The 15,950-nt window shown below is 71.7% G+C and carries 11 protein-coding genes and 1 tRNA gene; 5 read left to right on the top strand and 7 right to left on the bottom strand.

What is annotated here, in order from left to right; genetic code table 11:
- Positions 1 to 170 precede the first annotated feature (170 nt).
- Positions 171 to 815, bottom strand: coding sequence for a LysE family translocator (locus ABZ371_RS16680; RefSeq protein WP_358679546.1), 645 nt, complete (start codon positions 813 to 815; stop codon positions 171 to 173).
- 369 nt (positions 816 to 1,184) lie between these two features.
- Between ABZ371_RS16680 and ABZ371_RS16675 the strand changes: the two genes are divergently transcribed.
- Together ABZ371_RS16675 and gap are read left to right on the top strand one after the other, a co-directional pair.
- A complete protein-coding gene (locus ABZ371_RS16675) occupies positions 1,185 to 2,141 on the top strand; it encodes a helix-turn-helix domain-containing protein (protein WP_358679543.1) in 957 nt (318 codons plus the stop codon).
- A gap of 107 nt (positions 2,142 to 2,248) precedes the next feature.
- Positions 2,249 to 3,247 (top strand): type I glyceraldehyde-3-phosphate dehydrogenase, encoded by a 999-nt coding sequence (gene gap, locus ABZ371_RS16670; protein ID WP_358679540.1) that lies wholly within the window; start codon positions 2,249 to 2,251, stop codon positions 3,245 to 3,247.
- Between the two features lie 1,157 nt (positions 3,248 to 4,404).
- Here gap and ABZ371_RS16665 read toward each other — a convergent pair.
- Positions 4,405 to 5,019, bottom strand: coding sequence for a putative immunity protein (locus ABZ371_RS16665; RefSeq protein WP_358679531.1), 615 nt, complete (start codon positions 5,017 to 5,019; stop codon positions 4,405 to 4,407).
- Positions 5,020 to 5,491: 472 nt separating this feature from the next.
- Between ABZ371_RS16665 and ABZ371_RS16660 the strand changes: the two genes are divergently transcribed.
- Together ABZ371_RS16660 and ABZ371_RS16655 are read left to right on the top strand one after the other, a co-directional pair.
- Entirely contained in the window at positions 5,492 to 5,851 is a 360-nt protein-coding gene (locus tag ABZ371_RS16660) for an STAS domain-containing protein (protein ID WP_358679526.1), read from the top strand.
- A 253-nt stretch (positions 5,852 to 6,104) separates the two neighbouring features.
- Positions 6,105 to 7,364 (top strand): PP2C family protein-serine/threonine phosphatase, encoded by a 1,260-nt coding sequence (locus tag ABZ371_RS16655; protein WP_358679523.1) that lies wholly within the window; start codon positions 6,105 to 6,107, stop codon positions 7,362 to 7,364.
- A gap of 376 nt (positions 7,365 to 7,740) precedes the next feature.
- Here the strand turns inward: ABZ371_RS16655 and ABZ371_RS16650 are convergent, their stop codons facing one another.
- Positions 7,741 to 8,076 (bottom strand): MerR family transcriptional regulator, encoded by a 336-nt coding sequence (locus tag ABZ371_RS16650; protein ID WP_358679520.1) that lies wholly within the window; start codon positions 8,074 to 8,076, stop codon positions 7,741 to 7,743.
- Positions 8,077 to 9,462: 1,386 nt separating this feature from the next.
- On the opposite strand from ABZ371_RS16650, the gene ABZ371_RS16645 reads away from it, so the two are divergent.
- Entirely contained in the window at positions 9,463 to 10,017 is a 555-nt protein-coding gene (locus ABZ371_RS16645) for a hypothetical protein (protein ID WP_358679517.1), read from the top strand.
- A 650-nt stretch (positions 10,018 to 10,667) separates the two neighbouring features.
- Here the strand turns inward: ABZ371_RS16645 and ABZ371_RS16640 are convergent.
- From ABZ371_RS16640 to tmk, 4 genes are all read right to left on the bottom strand, one after another.
- Positions 10,668 to 10,741 (bottom strand) — tRNA-Thr (locus ABZ371_RS16640).
- Between the two features lie 98 nt (positions 10,742 to 10,839).
- The gene (locus ABZ371_RS16635) at positions 10,840 to 12,366 is read right to left on the bottom strand and encodes an alpha/beta hydrolase (protein WP_358679515.1); all 1,527 of its coding nucleotides are present in this window, start codon (positions 12,364 to 12,366) and stop codon (positions 10,840 to 10,842) included.
- A gap of 111 nt (positions 12,367 to 12,477) precedes the next feature.
- Complete coding sequence (locus ABZ371_RS16630) at positions 12,478 to 13,683, bottom strand: DNA polymerase III subunit delta' (RefSeq protein ID WP_358679513.1); 1,206 nt, start codon at positions 13,681 to 13,683, stop codon at positions 12,478 to 12,480.
- 135 nt (positions 13,684 to 13,818) lie between these two features.
- Positions 13,819 to 15,950: dTMP kinase (gene tmk / locus ABZ371_RS16625; RefSeq protein ID WP_358679511.1), on the bottom strand; the 2,132-nt coding region annotated here is incomplete at its 5' end.

The following is a 15,950-nucleotide window of genomic DNA, read 5'->3' as shown; positions in this document are numbered from 1 at the left end:
CCCGTGGCGGCCGACCCGGTCGCCGGGCCGCGCGCGCCACTGCCTCGGATCGCGACGGCCGTGGGCGGCCCGATCGGTCGCCGGCCGGGCACGCGGACCTTCGGGACGGACGTCGGCGGCACACCTGACCGCGACTTCCTGCACGAGGGCGGACCGGGCGCGGCGTCGGCTCAGGTGGAGACGGTGCTGCGGGACAGGGCGGTGCGCACCGCGAAGGCGCCGAGCAGGCCGCCTGCCGCGAACCGCTGGGCGGTCATCGCGCGGGGGCGGGCGGCCAGGAACCCGGACACCCGCGCCGCGCCCAGCATGATCAGGGCGTTCACGGAGACTCCCACGACGATCTGCACACCACCGAGCTGGAGCAGTTGTGCCCAGGCGGGGCCTCCCTGCGGGTCCAGGAACTGGGGCAGCAGGGCGGCGTACAGCAGAGCGATCTTGGGGTTGAGCAGGTTGGTCAGCAGCCCCATGGAGAACAGGCGGGCGTCGGAGACCGGAGGCAGGTCCTGGGCCGGGTCGAAGGGGGAGCGACCGCCGGGCTTGAGCATGCCCCAGGCGAGGTAAGCCAGATACGCGGCCCCGGCGAGCTTGACCACCGTGTACGCCAACGGCACGGCGGCGAACAGCGCGGACAGGCCCGCGGCCGCGGCCACCAGATAGCACACGAATCCCACGGCGGTGCCACCGAGGCTGACCAGGCCCGCCCTGCGTCCCTGGGTGATCGCACGGGAGGCGAGATGGATCATGTTCGGTCCCGGCGTCAGCGCCATGCCCAACTCGATCAGGGCCACGCCTCCGGCCGCGGTCGGTGTGATCACCGGTCAACCCCCCAGGTCTCGTTCGTCGGGTACCCGATGCGGAACGGGTGACCCGGCGGCAACGGGCGGTCGCGGCGCCCGAGTGGCGCCTGCCCCGCCCCGCCCCGCCGCAGCATACGGCCTTGCCGCCGGGCGTCTTCATGCGCCCCGGCTCCGTCCCTGCCGCCACCCGACGGCACCACGTGCCGTGCTCGCCGGTGAACCGCCGGACGCCAACAGGGAGTCCAGCGTCGCGTCGGCCCGGCGCTCCCCGGCCGGCGTCTACCTCTGCCTCGTCCGCCATGGCCTGGCCTGGCCTGCCCCGGGGTGAGCCTCCGGTCCGCCTCGCGGCCGTAAGTCCTCACGGCACGTGCCACGTAACCTCTTCCCATGCCTGCACCCCGCCCGCATCGCGTCGCCGTTCTGGTACTCGAGGGTGCGAAGCCGCTCGACGTCGGCATTCCCGCGCAGATCTTCACGACCCGCGCGAGCATGCCGTACGAGGTGCGGGTGTGCGGGGCAGCCCCCGGCCTCGTGACCGGAGGGGACGGCCTCGCGTACTACGTCACCGACGGACTCGACGCGCTGGCCTGGGCCGACATCGTCTTCGTCCCGGGTTACCGGTTCCCGGACCGGGAAGACCCTCCGCCGGTCGTCGTCGAGGCACTGGTCGCCGCGCACCGGCGGGGCGCGAGGCTCGCCGCCATCTCCACGGGCGCTTTCGCGCTCGCCGCCACGGGACTGCTCGACGGAAGGCGCGCCACGACGCACTGGCACTACACCCGGGCACTCGCGGCCAGGCATCCGCTCGTCCAGGTGGACGACGACGTGCTGTTCGTCGACGAGGGAAGCATACTCACCTCGGCCGGCGCCGCCTCCGGCATCGACCTGTGCCTGCACATCCTGCGCGGTGACCTCGGAGTGGCCGCGTCCAACCACGCGGCCCGGCGTCTGGTCGCGGCGCCCTACCGCAGTGGCGGCCAGGCCCAGTACGTGCCGCGCAGTGTCCCCGAGCCGCTCGGCGAGCGTTTCGCCGCCACCCGGGAGTGGGTGCTCCACCGGCTCGGCGAGCCCCTCACCCTCGACGTCCTGGCACGGCAGGCGGGAGTCTCGCCCCGTACGTTCTCCCGTCGTTTCGTCGAGGAGACCGGCTACACACCGATGCAGTGGGTGATGCGTGCCCGCATCGACCTGGCCCGCGAGCTCCTCGAACGCTCGGAGCGCAGCGTCGAACAGATCGCCTCCGACGTCGGGCTCGGCACCGGGGCGAATCTGCGCCTGCACTTCCAGCACATCCTCGGCACCACTCCCAGCGAGTACCGGCGCACCTTCACGCGGGGCGAGTAGGCGGCCGGGCACCGCATGGCGAGATACTTGCGCACCATGGCGATCCCGCCACTGTCAGTGGCGTCCACCGCGAGCGAGCCTGGTGGGGAAACGAAGGGACATCACTCATGACTCGCATCGCCATCAACGGGTTCGGCCGCATCGGGCGCAACGTGCTGCGCGCACTGCTGGAGCGCGACAGCACTCTGGAGGTCGTCGCCGTCAACGACCTGACGGAGCCCGCCACTCTCGCCCGGCTCCTCGCCTACGACAGCACGGCAGGGCGACTCGGGCGCCCGGTGACCGTCGAGGGGGACACCCTGGTCGTCGACGGCCGCCGGATCACGGTGCTGGCCGAGCGCGAACCGGCGCAGTTGCCGTGGGCGGATCTCGACGTGGACATCGTCCTGGAGGCGACAGGCCGCTTCACCTCCGCGAAGGCCGCCCGGGCCCACCTCGACGCGGGCGCGAAGCGGGTGCTCGTCAGCGCGCCCTCGGACGGCGCCGACGTCACACTCGCGTTCGGGGTCAACACCCACGCGTACGACCCGGCCGTGCACACGATCGTCTCGAACGCCTCCTGCACCACCAACGCCCTCGCACCCCTGGCCGCGGTCCTCGATGAACTCGCGGGCATCGAACACGGTTTCATGACGACGGTGCACGCGTACACGCAGGAGCAGAACCTCCAGGACGGTCCGCACCGCGACGCCCGTCGCGCGCGAGCCGCCGGCGTCAACATCGTGCCCACCACGACCGGCGCCGCCAAGGCGATCGGCCTCGTACTGCCGAACCTCGCGGGGAAGCTGTCGGGCGACTCGATCCGCGTGCCGGTGCCGGTGGGCTCGATCGTCGAACTCAACACGACCGTCGCTCGCGAGGTGACGCGCGACGACGTGCTGGCCGCCTACCGCACCGCGGCGGAGGGGCCGCTCGCCGGAGTACTCGAGTACTCGGAGGACGCGCTGGTGTCGTCCGACATCGTGGGCAATCCCGCCTCGTCGATCTTCGACTCGGCACTCACCCGCGTCGACGGCCACCACGTCAAGGTGGTCGCGTGGTACGACAACGAGTGGGGCTTCTCGCACCGGGTGATCGACACGCTCGAGTTCCTCGCCACCCGCTGACCGGGGAGAGGGGGACGCCCTCATCCGGCGACCCCGTCGGCCACGACCACTGCGACCACTGCGACCGGTGCTCCCGCTCGAACCCGACGGTCCGGCCGGGGCACCCGGTCGGGCCGTCGACGGCGGCTACAACTTCGGCTTCGGCTTCGGCTTCGGCTTCGGCTTCGGCTTCGGCTTCGGCTTCGGCTTCGGCTTCGGCTTCGGCTTCGGCTTCGGAGTGAGCTTCCGTGGGTCGGTCAGCACCAGGCTGGAACGAGGGCCCCGTCCTCCGCGACCCGGCGGGGCCCGGAGCGCAACTCGGGAGCCACGCCTCCCAGCCGCACACCCCCCTCCCGGCGGGTGCCTTCCCCGCTCCTCCCCTCGGAGTTCCCGGCCGGCGGGAGGGGCGGCCCGTCGCGCCCGCGCTGCGGAGGCCGGTGGGCCCTCGGCCGCGGGGCGGCGAACAGCAGGCCGCCCTGTCCTGGTCCTGGTCATCTGCCGGCGGTGTCTTCAGGTGATGACGGCACACGGCCGGGCGGACCGCCCTGGCCTCGCTTCTCCGGGCAGTCTTCGAGTGGTGTGCCTGTGTCACTCATCCACACACGTCGAGCGTGGGCGTGGGCGTGCGAGGAGTTCAGGCCGTTGACGCGGTACCGCGTGGAGAGGAACCCGCGCTCTGCTCGACTGTCGTCCACGCCTGCGTCGTTCGGGCGGTGTCGCCGCATCGCGCACCCGCTTCGTCCAAAAGCCCCCAGCCGTCGACTTCCCTCTCCTGCCGCTCCGTCGGCTGCCACCCGCGGGACAACACCACGTCGAGCAGAGCCCGGACGGCGCCCGGCCTGTGCAGGTTCAGGGACGCGCCCCCGGTCATCCCCACGTCCCCGGAGCCGAGCGGGGCTCCGCCCGGAACGAACCGGCCCGGCCCGTCAGCGAAGACGATACGCAGCAGGCCACCGGTGCCGGCCGGCTGCGGGGACAGGGTGAGGACCTGTCGGCAGTCCACGGACCGGCCGTCGCCATCCGTGCGATGACTGTGACGCGTCGTCCACGTGAACACACGGTCGCCGGCGACCAGTCGGCGGGGTTTCCTCGGATTGCGGGGCACGGGAGCGAGGGTAGGCGAACCGGTGCGGGCAGTGCGACGCCCCGGGACCTCACGGACTACGCCCACGCGCGCATCATGGCGTGCACTCCCTGCCCCGCTCATCGTCGCCGCAGACCGGAACGCGCTCCGACGGCTTGTCGGCCCCCTGGCGCAGGGAACGGTCGAGGGCGCTCATCAGCCGGGCGACCCGACTGGCGCCGTCAGGCGCGAGCGGATAGCGGCGGAGCACGTCGATGAGCACCGGTGTCGCGCGCCGGAGCGACTGATCCAGCGCCGCCTCGCCGATCGCCGGGTCGCCGCCCGCCTCGACCTCCGCGATGCGTGCAGCGCTCGCGCTGGCCCGCAGGATGTGGCCGACCTGGTTGCCCTGGGCGATGGGGTGCAGATACGCCGCCGCTGCGGCGTCCCCGGCGGAGCGCGCAGCCAGGCGCGCGGCTTCGGAGGGTGCGGACCGGGCGGCTCGATGGGCGTCGACGGAGGTGACGCGCTGCAACCTGCTCCTGTCGGCGCCGTCGACGAACGTCCAGGCCGCGTCGATCGCGGCACGGGGGCGCGAATCCCCGGGGACCGCCTGTTCGAAAACCGGCAGGACGTCCTCCGCGTGTCGGACCACGTAACGCGTCACGACGCGCAACTCGTCCGTCGTCAACTCGAAGTCCCCGGATGCCGTGCGCGTCTCCTGTGCCATGGTTCCGCATCGTAACCCTGGTGTTCGGGCGGACACTCCGCGTGCCACTGGAGCCGAGCCGATGACGCTTACCGACAGGGCTTTCCACCCCACCGTTCCGCTCGCATTGGCCGGCGGAGGCCTCCGGTGAAGGTATGGGGCTTTACCGGCAGGGCGGGGCGTCCTTGTCGGACGGGGACTCCGTCACGGTCCACATGACTGTTGGCGGTTTCGTCGGTGTCAGCGACGCCCGAACACTGCGGCAGGGCCCGATGATGCTCCACCGTCCGACCGTCCGACCGTCGGGTGGCCGGCACCGTCAGCTGGCCGAGGCACGTTCACTTCCCCATATCTATTTCAGCGATCACAGCTTTATTCAGGTGGCATGGGAAGATACTGTGGCTCAGGCGCGCCACCCGACTGGTGGTCGCGGCATACCGTGCGCACGCGTGCCTCAGTGCCGGGCCGGTGACCGGGTGACGAGGAGGAGGACATGGACCAGGCGAGTCAGCCCGTCGCGCGCGTCGTGGCGCGTCCGGGCGGCGATGGCACGCGGATCATCGTCTGTACCGGTGAGTTGGACGTCAACGGCGAACCGCTCCTGCGCCAGGCGCTGGATACGGCTCTCAGAGACGGCGTCGCCCGGACGGTCGTGGACTTGTCCGGCGTCTCGTTCGCCGACTCGTCGATGCTCAACACCCTGGTCCGGGCCCACACACGCCAGCACATGATCCTGGCCGGCCCTCTGACCCGCCAGGTGGCCCGGCTTTTGCAGGTCAGCGGCACGGACCAGCTTTTCACCATCGCCGCCGACGGTGCTGTCCCCACCGACCGTCCTACACGGACCTCGTGAACCCCACGGGTGCGAGGTAGCTGTCGGCGGCAGCCGGCGTTGCGGGGTGCTTCCGGTCGTGAGGGCGCGGCCGACTCGGGACCCTCACTGCGGCCCACGAATCCCGTCGGTGGCGCAAGACGCGACCGTAGGGTTGATTGAAGGGTCCTTTCAGCGGCTACTCGTCCGCGTAGGCCGAGGGATCGCCTGAAGCTCGGCCTCGACGAGGTACGAGCGGACGCGGGGGATCACGACATGGGATCAGGTGAGCACCGTGGCGCGCGACGTTGAGCAGATGCTGGTCGGGTTGTTGGAGACCTCGCACACCATGTCGATGGAGGAATTGCCCGGCACGGTGCGTGAGTACGCCGCGAAGGCCGGACTGAACGATGTGCTGATCTACCTGGCTGATCTGCAGGAGGACCGGTTGCGGTTGCTGACCGGCCGAGGTCTGGACGCCGGGGAGGGGGGCGGCTCCTCTGCGGACGAGGTGCCGGTGGACGGCAGTCTCCCTGGTCGCGCCTATCAGACCGTGCAGGAGCTGCCCGAGGAGGGGACCGGGAAGCACCGGTGGTGGGTGCCCATGCTGGACGGCGCGGAACGCATCGGGGTGCTGCGTGTCGACGTCGATCCCGGCAGTGCCGGCGAGCAGGCCAGGCCGATGATGCGGCACCTGGCGACGCTGGTGACGATGCTCGTGGTGGACAAGCGGCCGCACAGTGACTCCTACGCACGCAGAGTGCGCATCCGGCCGATGAACGTGGCAGCGGAGATGCAGTGGAACCTGATGCCACCGCGCGCCTTCGCCAACAAGCGCGTGACGATCAGCGCCGCCCTGGAACCGGCCTACGAGGTCGGCGGAGACGCATTCGACTACGCACTGGCCGACGACACGGTACACCTGGGCATCTTCGACGCCATGGGGCACGACATCGCGGCAGGCCTGGCCGCGAACCTGGCGGTCGCCGCCTGCCGCAACGCCCGACGTCAAGGTGCCACCCTCCTCGAAACCGGACAGCTGATCGAGCAGGTTCTGGTCAGGTATCTGGCCCAGACCCGCTACGTCACGGCGATCCTGGCCGACCTCGACCTGAGCACCGGGGCACTGTCGTGGATCAGCCACGGCCACCACTCCCCCATCCTGGTACGCGAGAGCAGCTGGTCACGACTGCCACCGTGCCCACCCGGCCCGCCACTCGGCACCGATCTGGGCCTGGCTGCCACCATGTGCCGTGCCCAGCTCAACCCCGGCGACCGCATCGTCCTCTACACCGACGGCATCACCGAGCCCCACGCCCCGGGCGGGGAGGAATTCGGTCTGGACCGCTTCATGGACTTCGTCCTGCACCACAACGCCGACGGCATGCCCGTCCCCGAAACACTGCGCCGCCTGATCCACAGCATCCTGGACTACCACCGAGGCCGCCTCAAGGACGACGCCACCGTCCTCTTCCTCGAATGGCACGGCCCCCACCCCCGCGACATCGACCGGAATCCCGGCCTCGCCTTCTACTCCCACCCGGACGGCCGGTGACCGCCCGCACAGGGGCGAACCGTCCCGGTCCGACGCGGAACCCGCCTGGACGGCACCGAGGCAGCGGCCAGGCAGGGTGGGGAACGCGTACCGACTGACCTGCCCGGCGACAGACGAAGCTCCCTCCCCGCGTCGAGCCGCCGTGAGCTGCGGCCCCTCGCCGGTCCGACCGCGAACACCTGACCCGCACCTCCGCACACGGCCGCCAGTCCACCGCCCGCAGGGCAGGAACCTGCGGGAAAGCCTCGTGCCGGGAGGGCTGTGCCGGATGACCTGTTCCGTCCGGCGACCCGTGCGCAGGATAGGTGCGTCACGGGCCAACGGGTGTAGTGCCACGGTACGAGCACCGATGCGGCAGGGCGGGCGCGCTTCCGCGTCAGGCCGCGGACGGCGGCTCGGAGGCGTGGGTGGCCCGGTACTCGGCGTTGAGGCGCTGGGCTTCCTCGAGCTGATCCTCGAGGATCACGATGCGGCAGGCGGCCTCGATCGGCGTGCCGGCGTCGACGAGTTCCCGGGCACGGGCTGCGATGCGCAACTGGTAGCGGGAGTAGCGGCGATGTCCGCCCTTGCTGCGCAGCGGGGTGATCAGACGGGCGTCGCCGATGGCGCGCAGGAAGTTCTGGCTGGTGCCGAGTATGTCGGCGGCGCGGCCCATGGTGTACGCCGGGTAGTCGTCGTCCTCGAGACGGCCGAAGGAATCGTCTGCTGTCATCGCACCTTCCTGTGAAACGCGTGTGAGGGGCCCTGGTGCCGGTATGGCACCCGGGCCCCGAAGGAACTGCTACACCATCAGCCGGCCTTGATCGGCTACGCCGGCTCTGTGTTTCCGCATGCCTACCGGGAAGAAGCCCGGGGTTGCGGGGATCGCGGTTGCTTGACCGGAGACCACCTCACTCACGATGTCCTGCGGTACCCGGGCCCAACACTTCCGCCCGGGCGATCCTGATGGCGCTCAACTCCTCCGTTCTTTCCCTCTGGACGAACCACTTCCGTATTCCTGGTGGCCTCTCACAGCGCCACTCCGGCAGCCAGCCCCGTCGCCCGTCCTGCATCTGCTCCGGCTCAGAACCCCACTGCCGAACTTCCCGGTACGCGCGCCGCAGCCTGACGCCATTTACCGAGGGACCACTGATACTGCGGACTGCACTTGCTTTCCTGCGGTTCTGCTCACGGCAGCCCCTGAAAACGGCGGGCCACCCGGTCCGGTCGCCAGCCCCGTCGCCATCCTCCAACAACACCGGCTTCGGAACTCCACCACCGCACCGAACTGCGCACTGCAACTGCTGAGTACTGCTGCCCGGCAGTTCATCTCTGCCAGGCCCTGCCGTCCTTCTTGCTTACGAGAGAAACCATACCCACCCCGCACCCCAATGTCTACCTCGTCCAACACAGATTTTCAGGTTCTGGCGGGAAAGGCTCTCTGCCTGAGCCACCGGCTGAGCGCATGGGGAGTCATCCCGGCCTAGGCCCTCGCACCCGACCAGGACCGTGACCTGCGGCCACGCACATCCGGTCGAAGCCAGACCGGACAGACACAGGCGCCGTTCGGACAGGACTCCGGCACGGACGACGGAGACCAGTGCGGCCTGGTGGACACGGTGCGCGTCGACGTCCCCACCTGCCCGCCCGGCCACGGCACGTGCCCTTCCGACCTGCTCACACCCGTCCGCCCGCCCGGACAGCATCACGGTGGCCGTCCACGACAGCAGCCCGCGGCACGGCATATGCGCACCCCCGACCTGAACGGCGACACCGGAGGCTTCGACCGCCCGTGGTCAGCGGACTCGCCCGCGCCACCGCGGTGGCTCGCCGGACATCCGGTGGCAGGACGTCAGCGCCGACCTCGCCCGGTGACCACCTTCACCGGACTCATGAGCGTCACTGGCGATCATGCGCTCATGGTGGAGAAGCCCACCCGAAAGCTTTCAAGAGGTGCGGGAGAAGGGGCTCGTCACCGATGCGGGACCGACACCGCCGGACGAACCCCGGCGAGCCCGACGCCGGTTCGGCCCGCCTGAGCCGAGTAGACCGGCCGGCCGCGGGGAACGATCAGGCTTCCGAACCGGCATCTCCGCTCGCCCACCCGCAAGGATCGCCAATGCTCCCTGAAGTTCGTCCCCACCTGTCCACCCCTCTGACCGATCAGTTGGAACATCAGCTGGGCCCCGCTTCGGGAACCGGCCGACTCGACGTGGAGCGCGTCGCAGGCATCGCGGTCGTCGCAGCAGCCCACTCCGGTGGCTACGCGGCGATCGGCCGTCTCCTCGGGCTGCTGGCCGCGCTCCCCGCCCCCACCGAGGCAGGAGAACGCTTCTGGTCGGACCTGTGGAGGTCTTCAGGCACCGCCTACCTGCTGCCCGCCACTATCAAGGCCGGCGTACTCGAAGCACTGACCGGCGAGGGAACCACCCTGGCCCGACAGATCCTCTCTGCCGTCGACGAGATGACCCCGCCCCAACGCCTCTCAGCCGGAGAGGTGATCGGCCAAGCCCTCGCCGAGTCCGACCACCTGCCCGACCTCAAGACACAAGTCATCGGCGAACTGTGGATCCGCGACCTCGAACTCACCGCCTGGCACGTCCTGCACGCCGACCGCAGGTCGGACGATCCTGCAGGGCGGAACGCCTTCCTCCATGCTTGGTCGAACGTCTGAGAACAGACCCTCGCGCTGGGCTCGGCAACGGCGCGTCCGCGCTGGACGACAGCCGCCGGCTCGGGCTCGCACAGCTGGGTCGTGAGTGACGTGCCGCAACCCTGCGGCACACCAGGAGGCGCTTCCCCTCGAAGCACTTGGCCCAGCCCCCGAACGGTCGCCGCACTCCCCGCACACAGCGAGGGACATGACGGCCGACGGGGACCAGCAGGCCGGTGGATCAGCGACAGGCAGCTGCCACCAGGAGGCTTCTTCCGCATGTCGGCCCAGCCCTGTCGGACCAGCACAGAGAGCCCTCCGGCCGAAGCGCCCCGCCGCAGGCATCTGAAACCTTGCCCTTCCCACACGGAAGGCGCCTCCCTGGCGCAGCGTCAAGCGCAATTCCCAGCGTCCGCCGACCGGAGCAAGTGACCACTGAGAAGCGCCAGGAGCCGGTGCCCATCCCAGCCACGCCCGCAGCCAATACGGCGGCCAAACCCTGATCCGTGCCAGACATGATCGCGGTACTCGCCCGGCGGTTCCACCGACACCGCGGAGAAACGCACCGTACTCAGACCACGGACAGCCGAGCGGCTCGCTCAAGGCTCCGACGTCGCACCTGAGCATGAAAAAGCCCCAGGTCACGGCGAGTGAGTCCTGGGGCAATTCCGAGCCGCCTTCGGGATTCGAACCCGAGACCTACGCATTACGAGTGCGTTGCTCTGGCCAACTGAGCTAAGGCGGCACGCTCTGTCACACCACGGTGCGGTCAGCAGCGACGCCAAGTCTACACAGTTTCCGAGGGTGCTTCGCACCACCTTCCCGGGTGCCCGACGTCGCAGGTCAGGAGCATTTCTTGCCGTCACCCGGCGGGGTGCCGTCGAGGAGGTACGTGTTGATCGCCGTGTCGACGCAGTCGCTGCCCCGGCCGTACGAGGTGTGCCCGTCGCCCTCGTACGTGAGGAGGACGCCGGAGGAGAGCTGGCCGGCGAGGGACTCGGCCCACTTGTAAGGCGTGGCAGGGTCGCGGGTGGTGCCGACCACGACGATCGGGGCGGCGCCCTCCGCCTCGGTGCGGTGCGGTGTGCCGGTGGCGTCGACGGGCCAGGCCGCACAGTTCAGGGCTGCCCAGGCGAACCCCCGGCCGAAGACGGGGGACGCCTCCTCGAAGGCGGGCAGCGCCTTCTCGACGGCCTGCGGGCCGGAGAATGCGGGGGCCAGGTCCAGGCAGTTCACGGCGGCGTTGGCGGACATGAGGTTCGCGTACGTGCCGTCGGGGCCGCGCTCGTAGTAGCTGTCGGCCAGGGCCAGGAGACCTGATCCGTCACCCCGCCCCGCCCCGGCGAGGGCCTCGCGGAGCTGGGGCCAGGCGCCCTCGTCGTACATGGCGGCGATGACGCCCGTGATGGCCAGGGACTCGCTCAGCTTCCGGGGCTCGCCCGTCGCCACGGGGTGGGCGTCCAGGTCGGTGAACAGCCGTTTCAGAGCCGTCGCGGCGTCTGCGGCCTTCGTGCCGAGCGGGCAGTCGGGTTGTTTCACACAGTCGGCCGCGAACGACCGGAAGGCCGTCTCGAAACCGGCGGTCTGGTCGCGGTTGATCTCGACCGCGGTGAGGGAGGGGTCCATCGCCCCGTCGAGGACCAGCCGGCCCACCCGGTCCGGGAACAGGTCGGCGTAGGTCGCACCGAGGAACGTCCCGTACGAAGCGCCCACGTAGGTGAGTTCCTCGTCACCGAGCAGGGACCGCAGGATGTCCATGTCCCGTGCCGTCTCCGCAGTGGACACGTGCGCGAGGACGTCGCCGGACCGCTTCTCGCAGCCGCGCGCGAACTTCTCGTACGCCTTCTTCAGCGCGGCGACCTCGGCGTCGTCGTCCGGGGTCTGGTCCACCTGGGTGTAGGCGTCCATCTCCTTGCCCGTCAGGCACGTGACGGGCTCGCTGCGCGCGACTCCGCGCGGGTCGACGGCGACCATGTCGTACCGGGCGCGCACAGGGGCGGGATAGCCGATGGCCGCGTACCCCTGGAGGTAGTCGACGGCCGAGCCGCCGGGGCCGCCCGGGTTCACCAGGAGGGAGCCGATCCGCTCACCCGGCCCGGTGGCCTTCTTCCGGGAGACGGCCAGCTTCACGTCTCCCTCGCCGGGCTCCTCGTAGTCCAGCGGGGCCTTCATGGTGGTGCACTGGAAGCCCTCGACCCCGCAGTCCCGCCACCGCAGCTTCTGCCCGTAGTACGGCTCGAGGTCCTCGGAGGCGACGGAACCCGTCGCCGACGCGCTCGGCGCCGAACCACCGCCACTGCAGCCGGAGACGAGAAGGCCGGCCGTGCCGAGCGCGGTGGCGAGGATGCGGAGCAGGCGCCTGGTGTCCATGCCCGGAGCGTATCCGCAGGATGACGGTTGCACCGATTCCCTACCCATACGGGTGAATTCACCCCCGCGTGCGACAGGTCAGGAACGGGCGGCTCCCGCGGTCACCGGCAGTCAGCCCGCGCGGAGGGCCATGGTCATCGCCTCCACCGCGAGCAGCGGCGAGACGTTGCGGTCCAGGGCGGTCCGGCAGGCGATGACGGCCTCTATCCGCCGCAGGGTGCGCTCCGGGGTGGAGGACCCGGCGACCCGGTCGATGGCGTCGCGCACGTCGGTGTTGGCGAGCGCCAGCCGCGACCCGAGCTGGAGCGCCAGCACATCGCGGTAGAAGCCGGTGAGCTCGGTCAGCGCGAGATCGAGGCTGTCCCGCTGCGTGCGCGTCCTGCGCCGCTTCTGCCGGTCCTCGAGCTCCTTCATCGCACCCGCCGTACCGCGCGGCATCCGGCCGCCGGCCACGCCGCCGAGCGCCGCCTTCATGTCCTCGGTCTCCTTGACGTCGACCTCCTCCGCCATCTGCTTGGCGTCGTCGGAGGCCGTGTCGATCAGCTCCTGGGCCGCCTTGAGACAGCCGCCGACGTCCTGGACGCGCAGCGGGAGCTTGAGCACGGCGGCACGGCGGGCCCGTGCCCGCTCGTCCGTGGCCAGGCGGCGGGCCCGGCCGATATGGCCCTGTGTGGCCCGGGCGGCGGACGCGGCACGCTCGGGGTCGATGCCGTCGCGACGGATCAGCACGTCCGCGACGGCCTCGACGGGTGGCGTACGCAGGGTGAGGAGGCGGCAGCGTGAGCGGATCGTGGGCAGGACGTCCTCGATCGAGGGCGCGCAGAGCAGCCAGACCGTGCGCGGCGCCGGCTCCTCCACCGCCTTCAGCAGGACGTTGCCGGCGCCCTCGGTCAGGCGGTCCGCGTCCTCCATGACGATGACCTGCCAACGGCCCACGGCCGGGGACAGCTGGGCCCGGCGGACCAGCTCACGGGTCTCCTTGACGCCGATCGAGAGCAGGTCCGTGCGGATCACGTCGACGTCCGCGTGGGTGCCGATCAGCGCCGTGTGGCAGCCGTCGCAGAACCCGCAGCCCGGAGCCCCGCCCAGGGCGCGGTCAGGGCTGGTGCACTGCAGCGCCGCGGCGAAGGCCCGGGCCGCGGTGGACCGGCCGGACCCCGGCGGGCCGGTGAAAAGCCAGGCGTGGGTCATCTTCGAGCCGGGCGGCACCGTCCCGCCCTCGGACTGGACGGTGACCAGCGCATCGGCGTCCCGGGCGGCGGCACCGAGCTGCTCCCGCACTCGGTCCTGTCCGACCAGGTCGTCCCATACGGTCATGGGTCACCGCCCTTCCGGTGGTGGTGCGGGGGAAGCCGGAATCCCATTGTGCGGGACGGGTCCGACAATCCCGCCCACCGGCCGCCCCGGCCACCGGGTCCCCGCCTGCTCCCGCCGGGCCGGCCGCGCGGCCGGTCAGCCGCGCGGCCGTCGGCCTCGTCGCCCGGTGTTCCCCGGGTCGTCGCCCTCCTGGCCACCGAGCAGCTCGTCGGCGAGGCTGGGCAGGTCGTCGAGGGGGGTCTCCTCCGCCCAGTCGGGGCGGGGGCGCTGCCGGCCGCGCGCACGGCCCTGGCCGGCCTGCGGCTCCTCGCCCACCTGGGGCAGTTCACGCGTGCGCTCGCTCTCGCTCTCCGCACCACGGGCGGAGGGGCGCTCGTCACGGAAGGTGCCCGGCGGCACCCGGTCCGCGGGCTCGTCCCGCACGGGCGGCAGGACGGCCGTCTCGTCCGCATCGCGTGCCGGGCGGTCCGAGGGGTGGGCGAGGGGCACCGGCTGCGTGACCTCGTTCGGGTTCATGACCGGGGTCGGCACCGTGAGCTCGTTGTCCGGCACGGACGACGACGGCGAGGACGCCTCCGCCTGCCGCGCGGCGGCCGCGGCGGCCTCCGCCCGGGCCGCCGCCTCCTCCTCGGCCCTTCGGCGCGCCTCCTCGGCGCGTACGAGGGCCTCCTCCGCCCTGCGCTGCTTCTCGAGGCGGAGTTCCTCCGCCTCCTTGCGCAGCCTGGCCTCCTCGGCGGCCTGGGCGCGCAGCCGCTCCTGCTCCGCCTCGCGCGCCCGATCCTCGGCCTCGATGCGTGCCCGCTCCTCCTCGGCGCGGCGACGTGCGTCCTCGGCCCGCTGCCGGGCCTCCTCCGCCTGCCGCTCCGCCTCGCGACGGCGCGCCTCCTCCTCCTCGCGGCGCCTGCGCTCCTCCTCCTCGGCACGGAGCTTGGCGAGCTGAGCCTGCCGCTCACGCTCCAGCCGCTCCTCCTCGGCCTTGCGGGCCGCCTCTTCCTCGGCCTTGCGCCGCGCCTCCTCCTCGGCCGCCCTGCGGGCCTCCTCGCGAGCCTCGATCTCGGCGTCGGAGAGGGGCAGGAGCCGGTCGAGCCGGTGGCGTACGACGGTGGTGATGGCTCCGGGCTCCTGGCCGGCGTCCACCACCAGGTAACGGGAGGGGTCTGCCGCGGCGAGGGTGAGGAAGCCGGACCGCACCCGGGTGTGGAATTCCCGCGGCTCCGACTCCAGGCGGTCGGGCGCCTCGGTGAACCGTTCCCTCGCCGTGTCGGGGTCGACGTCCAGGAGCACCGTCAGGTGCGGCACGAGTCCGCTGGTCGCCCATCGCGAGATGCGGGCGATCTCGGTCGGGGCGAGGTCCCGGCCCGCGCCCTGGTAGGCGACGGACGAGTCGATGTACCGGTCGGAGATGACGACCGCCCCGCGCTCCAGCGCGGGCCGGACGACCGAGTCGACGTGCTCGGCCCGGTCGGCCGCGTACAGCAGGGCCTCGGCCCGGTTGGACAGTCCGGCCGAGGACACGTCGAGCAGGATGGAGCGCAGCCGCTTGCCGACGGGGGTCGCGCCCGGCTCGCGGGTGACGACGACCTCGTGGCCCTTGGCCCGGATCCACTCCGCGAGCGCCTCCACCTGGGTGGACTTGCCGGCTCCGTCGCCGCCCTCGACGGCGAGGAAGAAGCCGGTCGCGGCGGGCGCGACCGCGGGGTCGCCGCCGCGCAGCGCCTCACGCAGGTCCCGGCGCAGCGGGACTCCGGCGCGGTCGTCCGTCCTGGCGAGGACGATCACGGCGACGGGCAGCAGCAGGGCCCCGATGAGCATGAGGGCGAAGGCGGCTCCCCCGTGGGCGAAGACGAAGTCGCCGGAGCCGAGGCGGTGCCGTCCGATGGCGGCGGCGAGCACCGGGCCGCCGACCGCGCCGAGGGCGACCAGCACCCGCACGACGGCCTGGAGGTGTTCTTCCGTCCTGGCCTGGCGTGACTGCTCGGTCTCCTGGTCGACGAGCGCGTGCCCGGTACGGGCGGCGACGCCGGCCGCGTAGCCGGCGACGAGTGCGATCAGCAGCCCGGTCGCCGTGTCCGGCACGAGGCCGAGCGCGAGGAGGGCGATCCCGGTGACGGCGGTGGCGAGAGCCAGCAGCCGGCGCCGCGACAGTGCGGGCAGCACCTTGCCCGCCGTACGGATCCCGAGCGCGGTTCCGCCGGTCAGGGCGAGCACGAGGAGGGCGAAGGTGGCGGGCCCGCCGCCGAGGTCGGCGGCGTGCAGCACGGAGACGG

The organism is Streptomyces sp. NPDC005899 (assembly GCF_040629645.1).
Taxonomy (GTDB): domain Bacteria; phylum Actinomycetota; class Actinomycetes; order Streptomycetales; family Streptomycetaceae; genus Streptomyces.
Note: the sequence above shows the minus strand (reverse complement) of the source record. Positions and strands in the feature narration are given on the sequence as shown.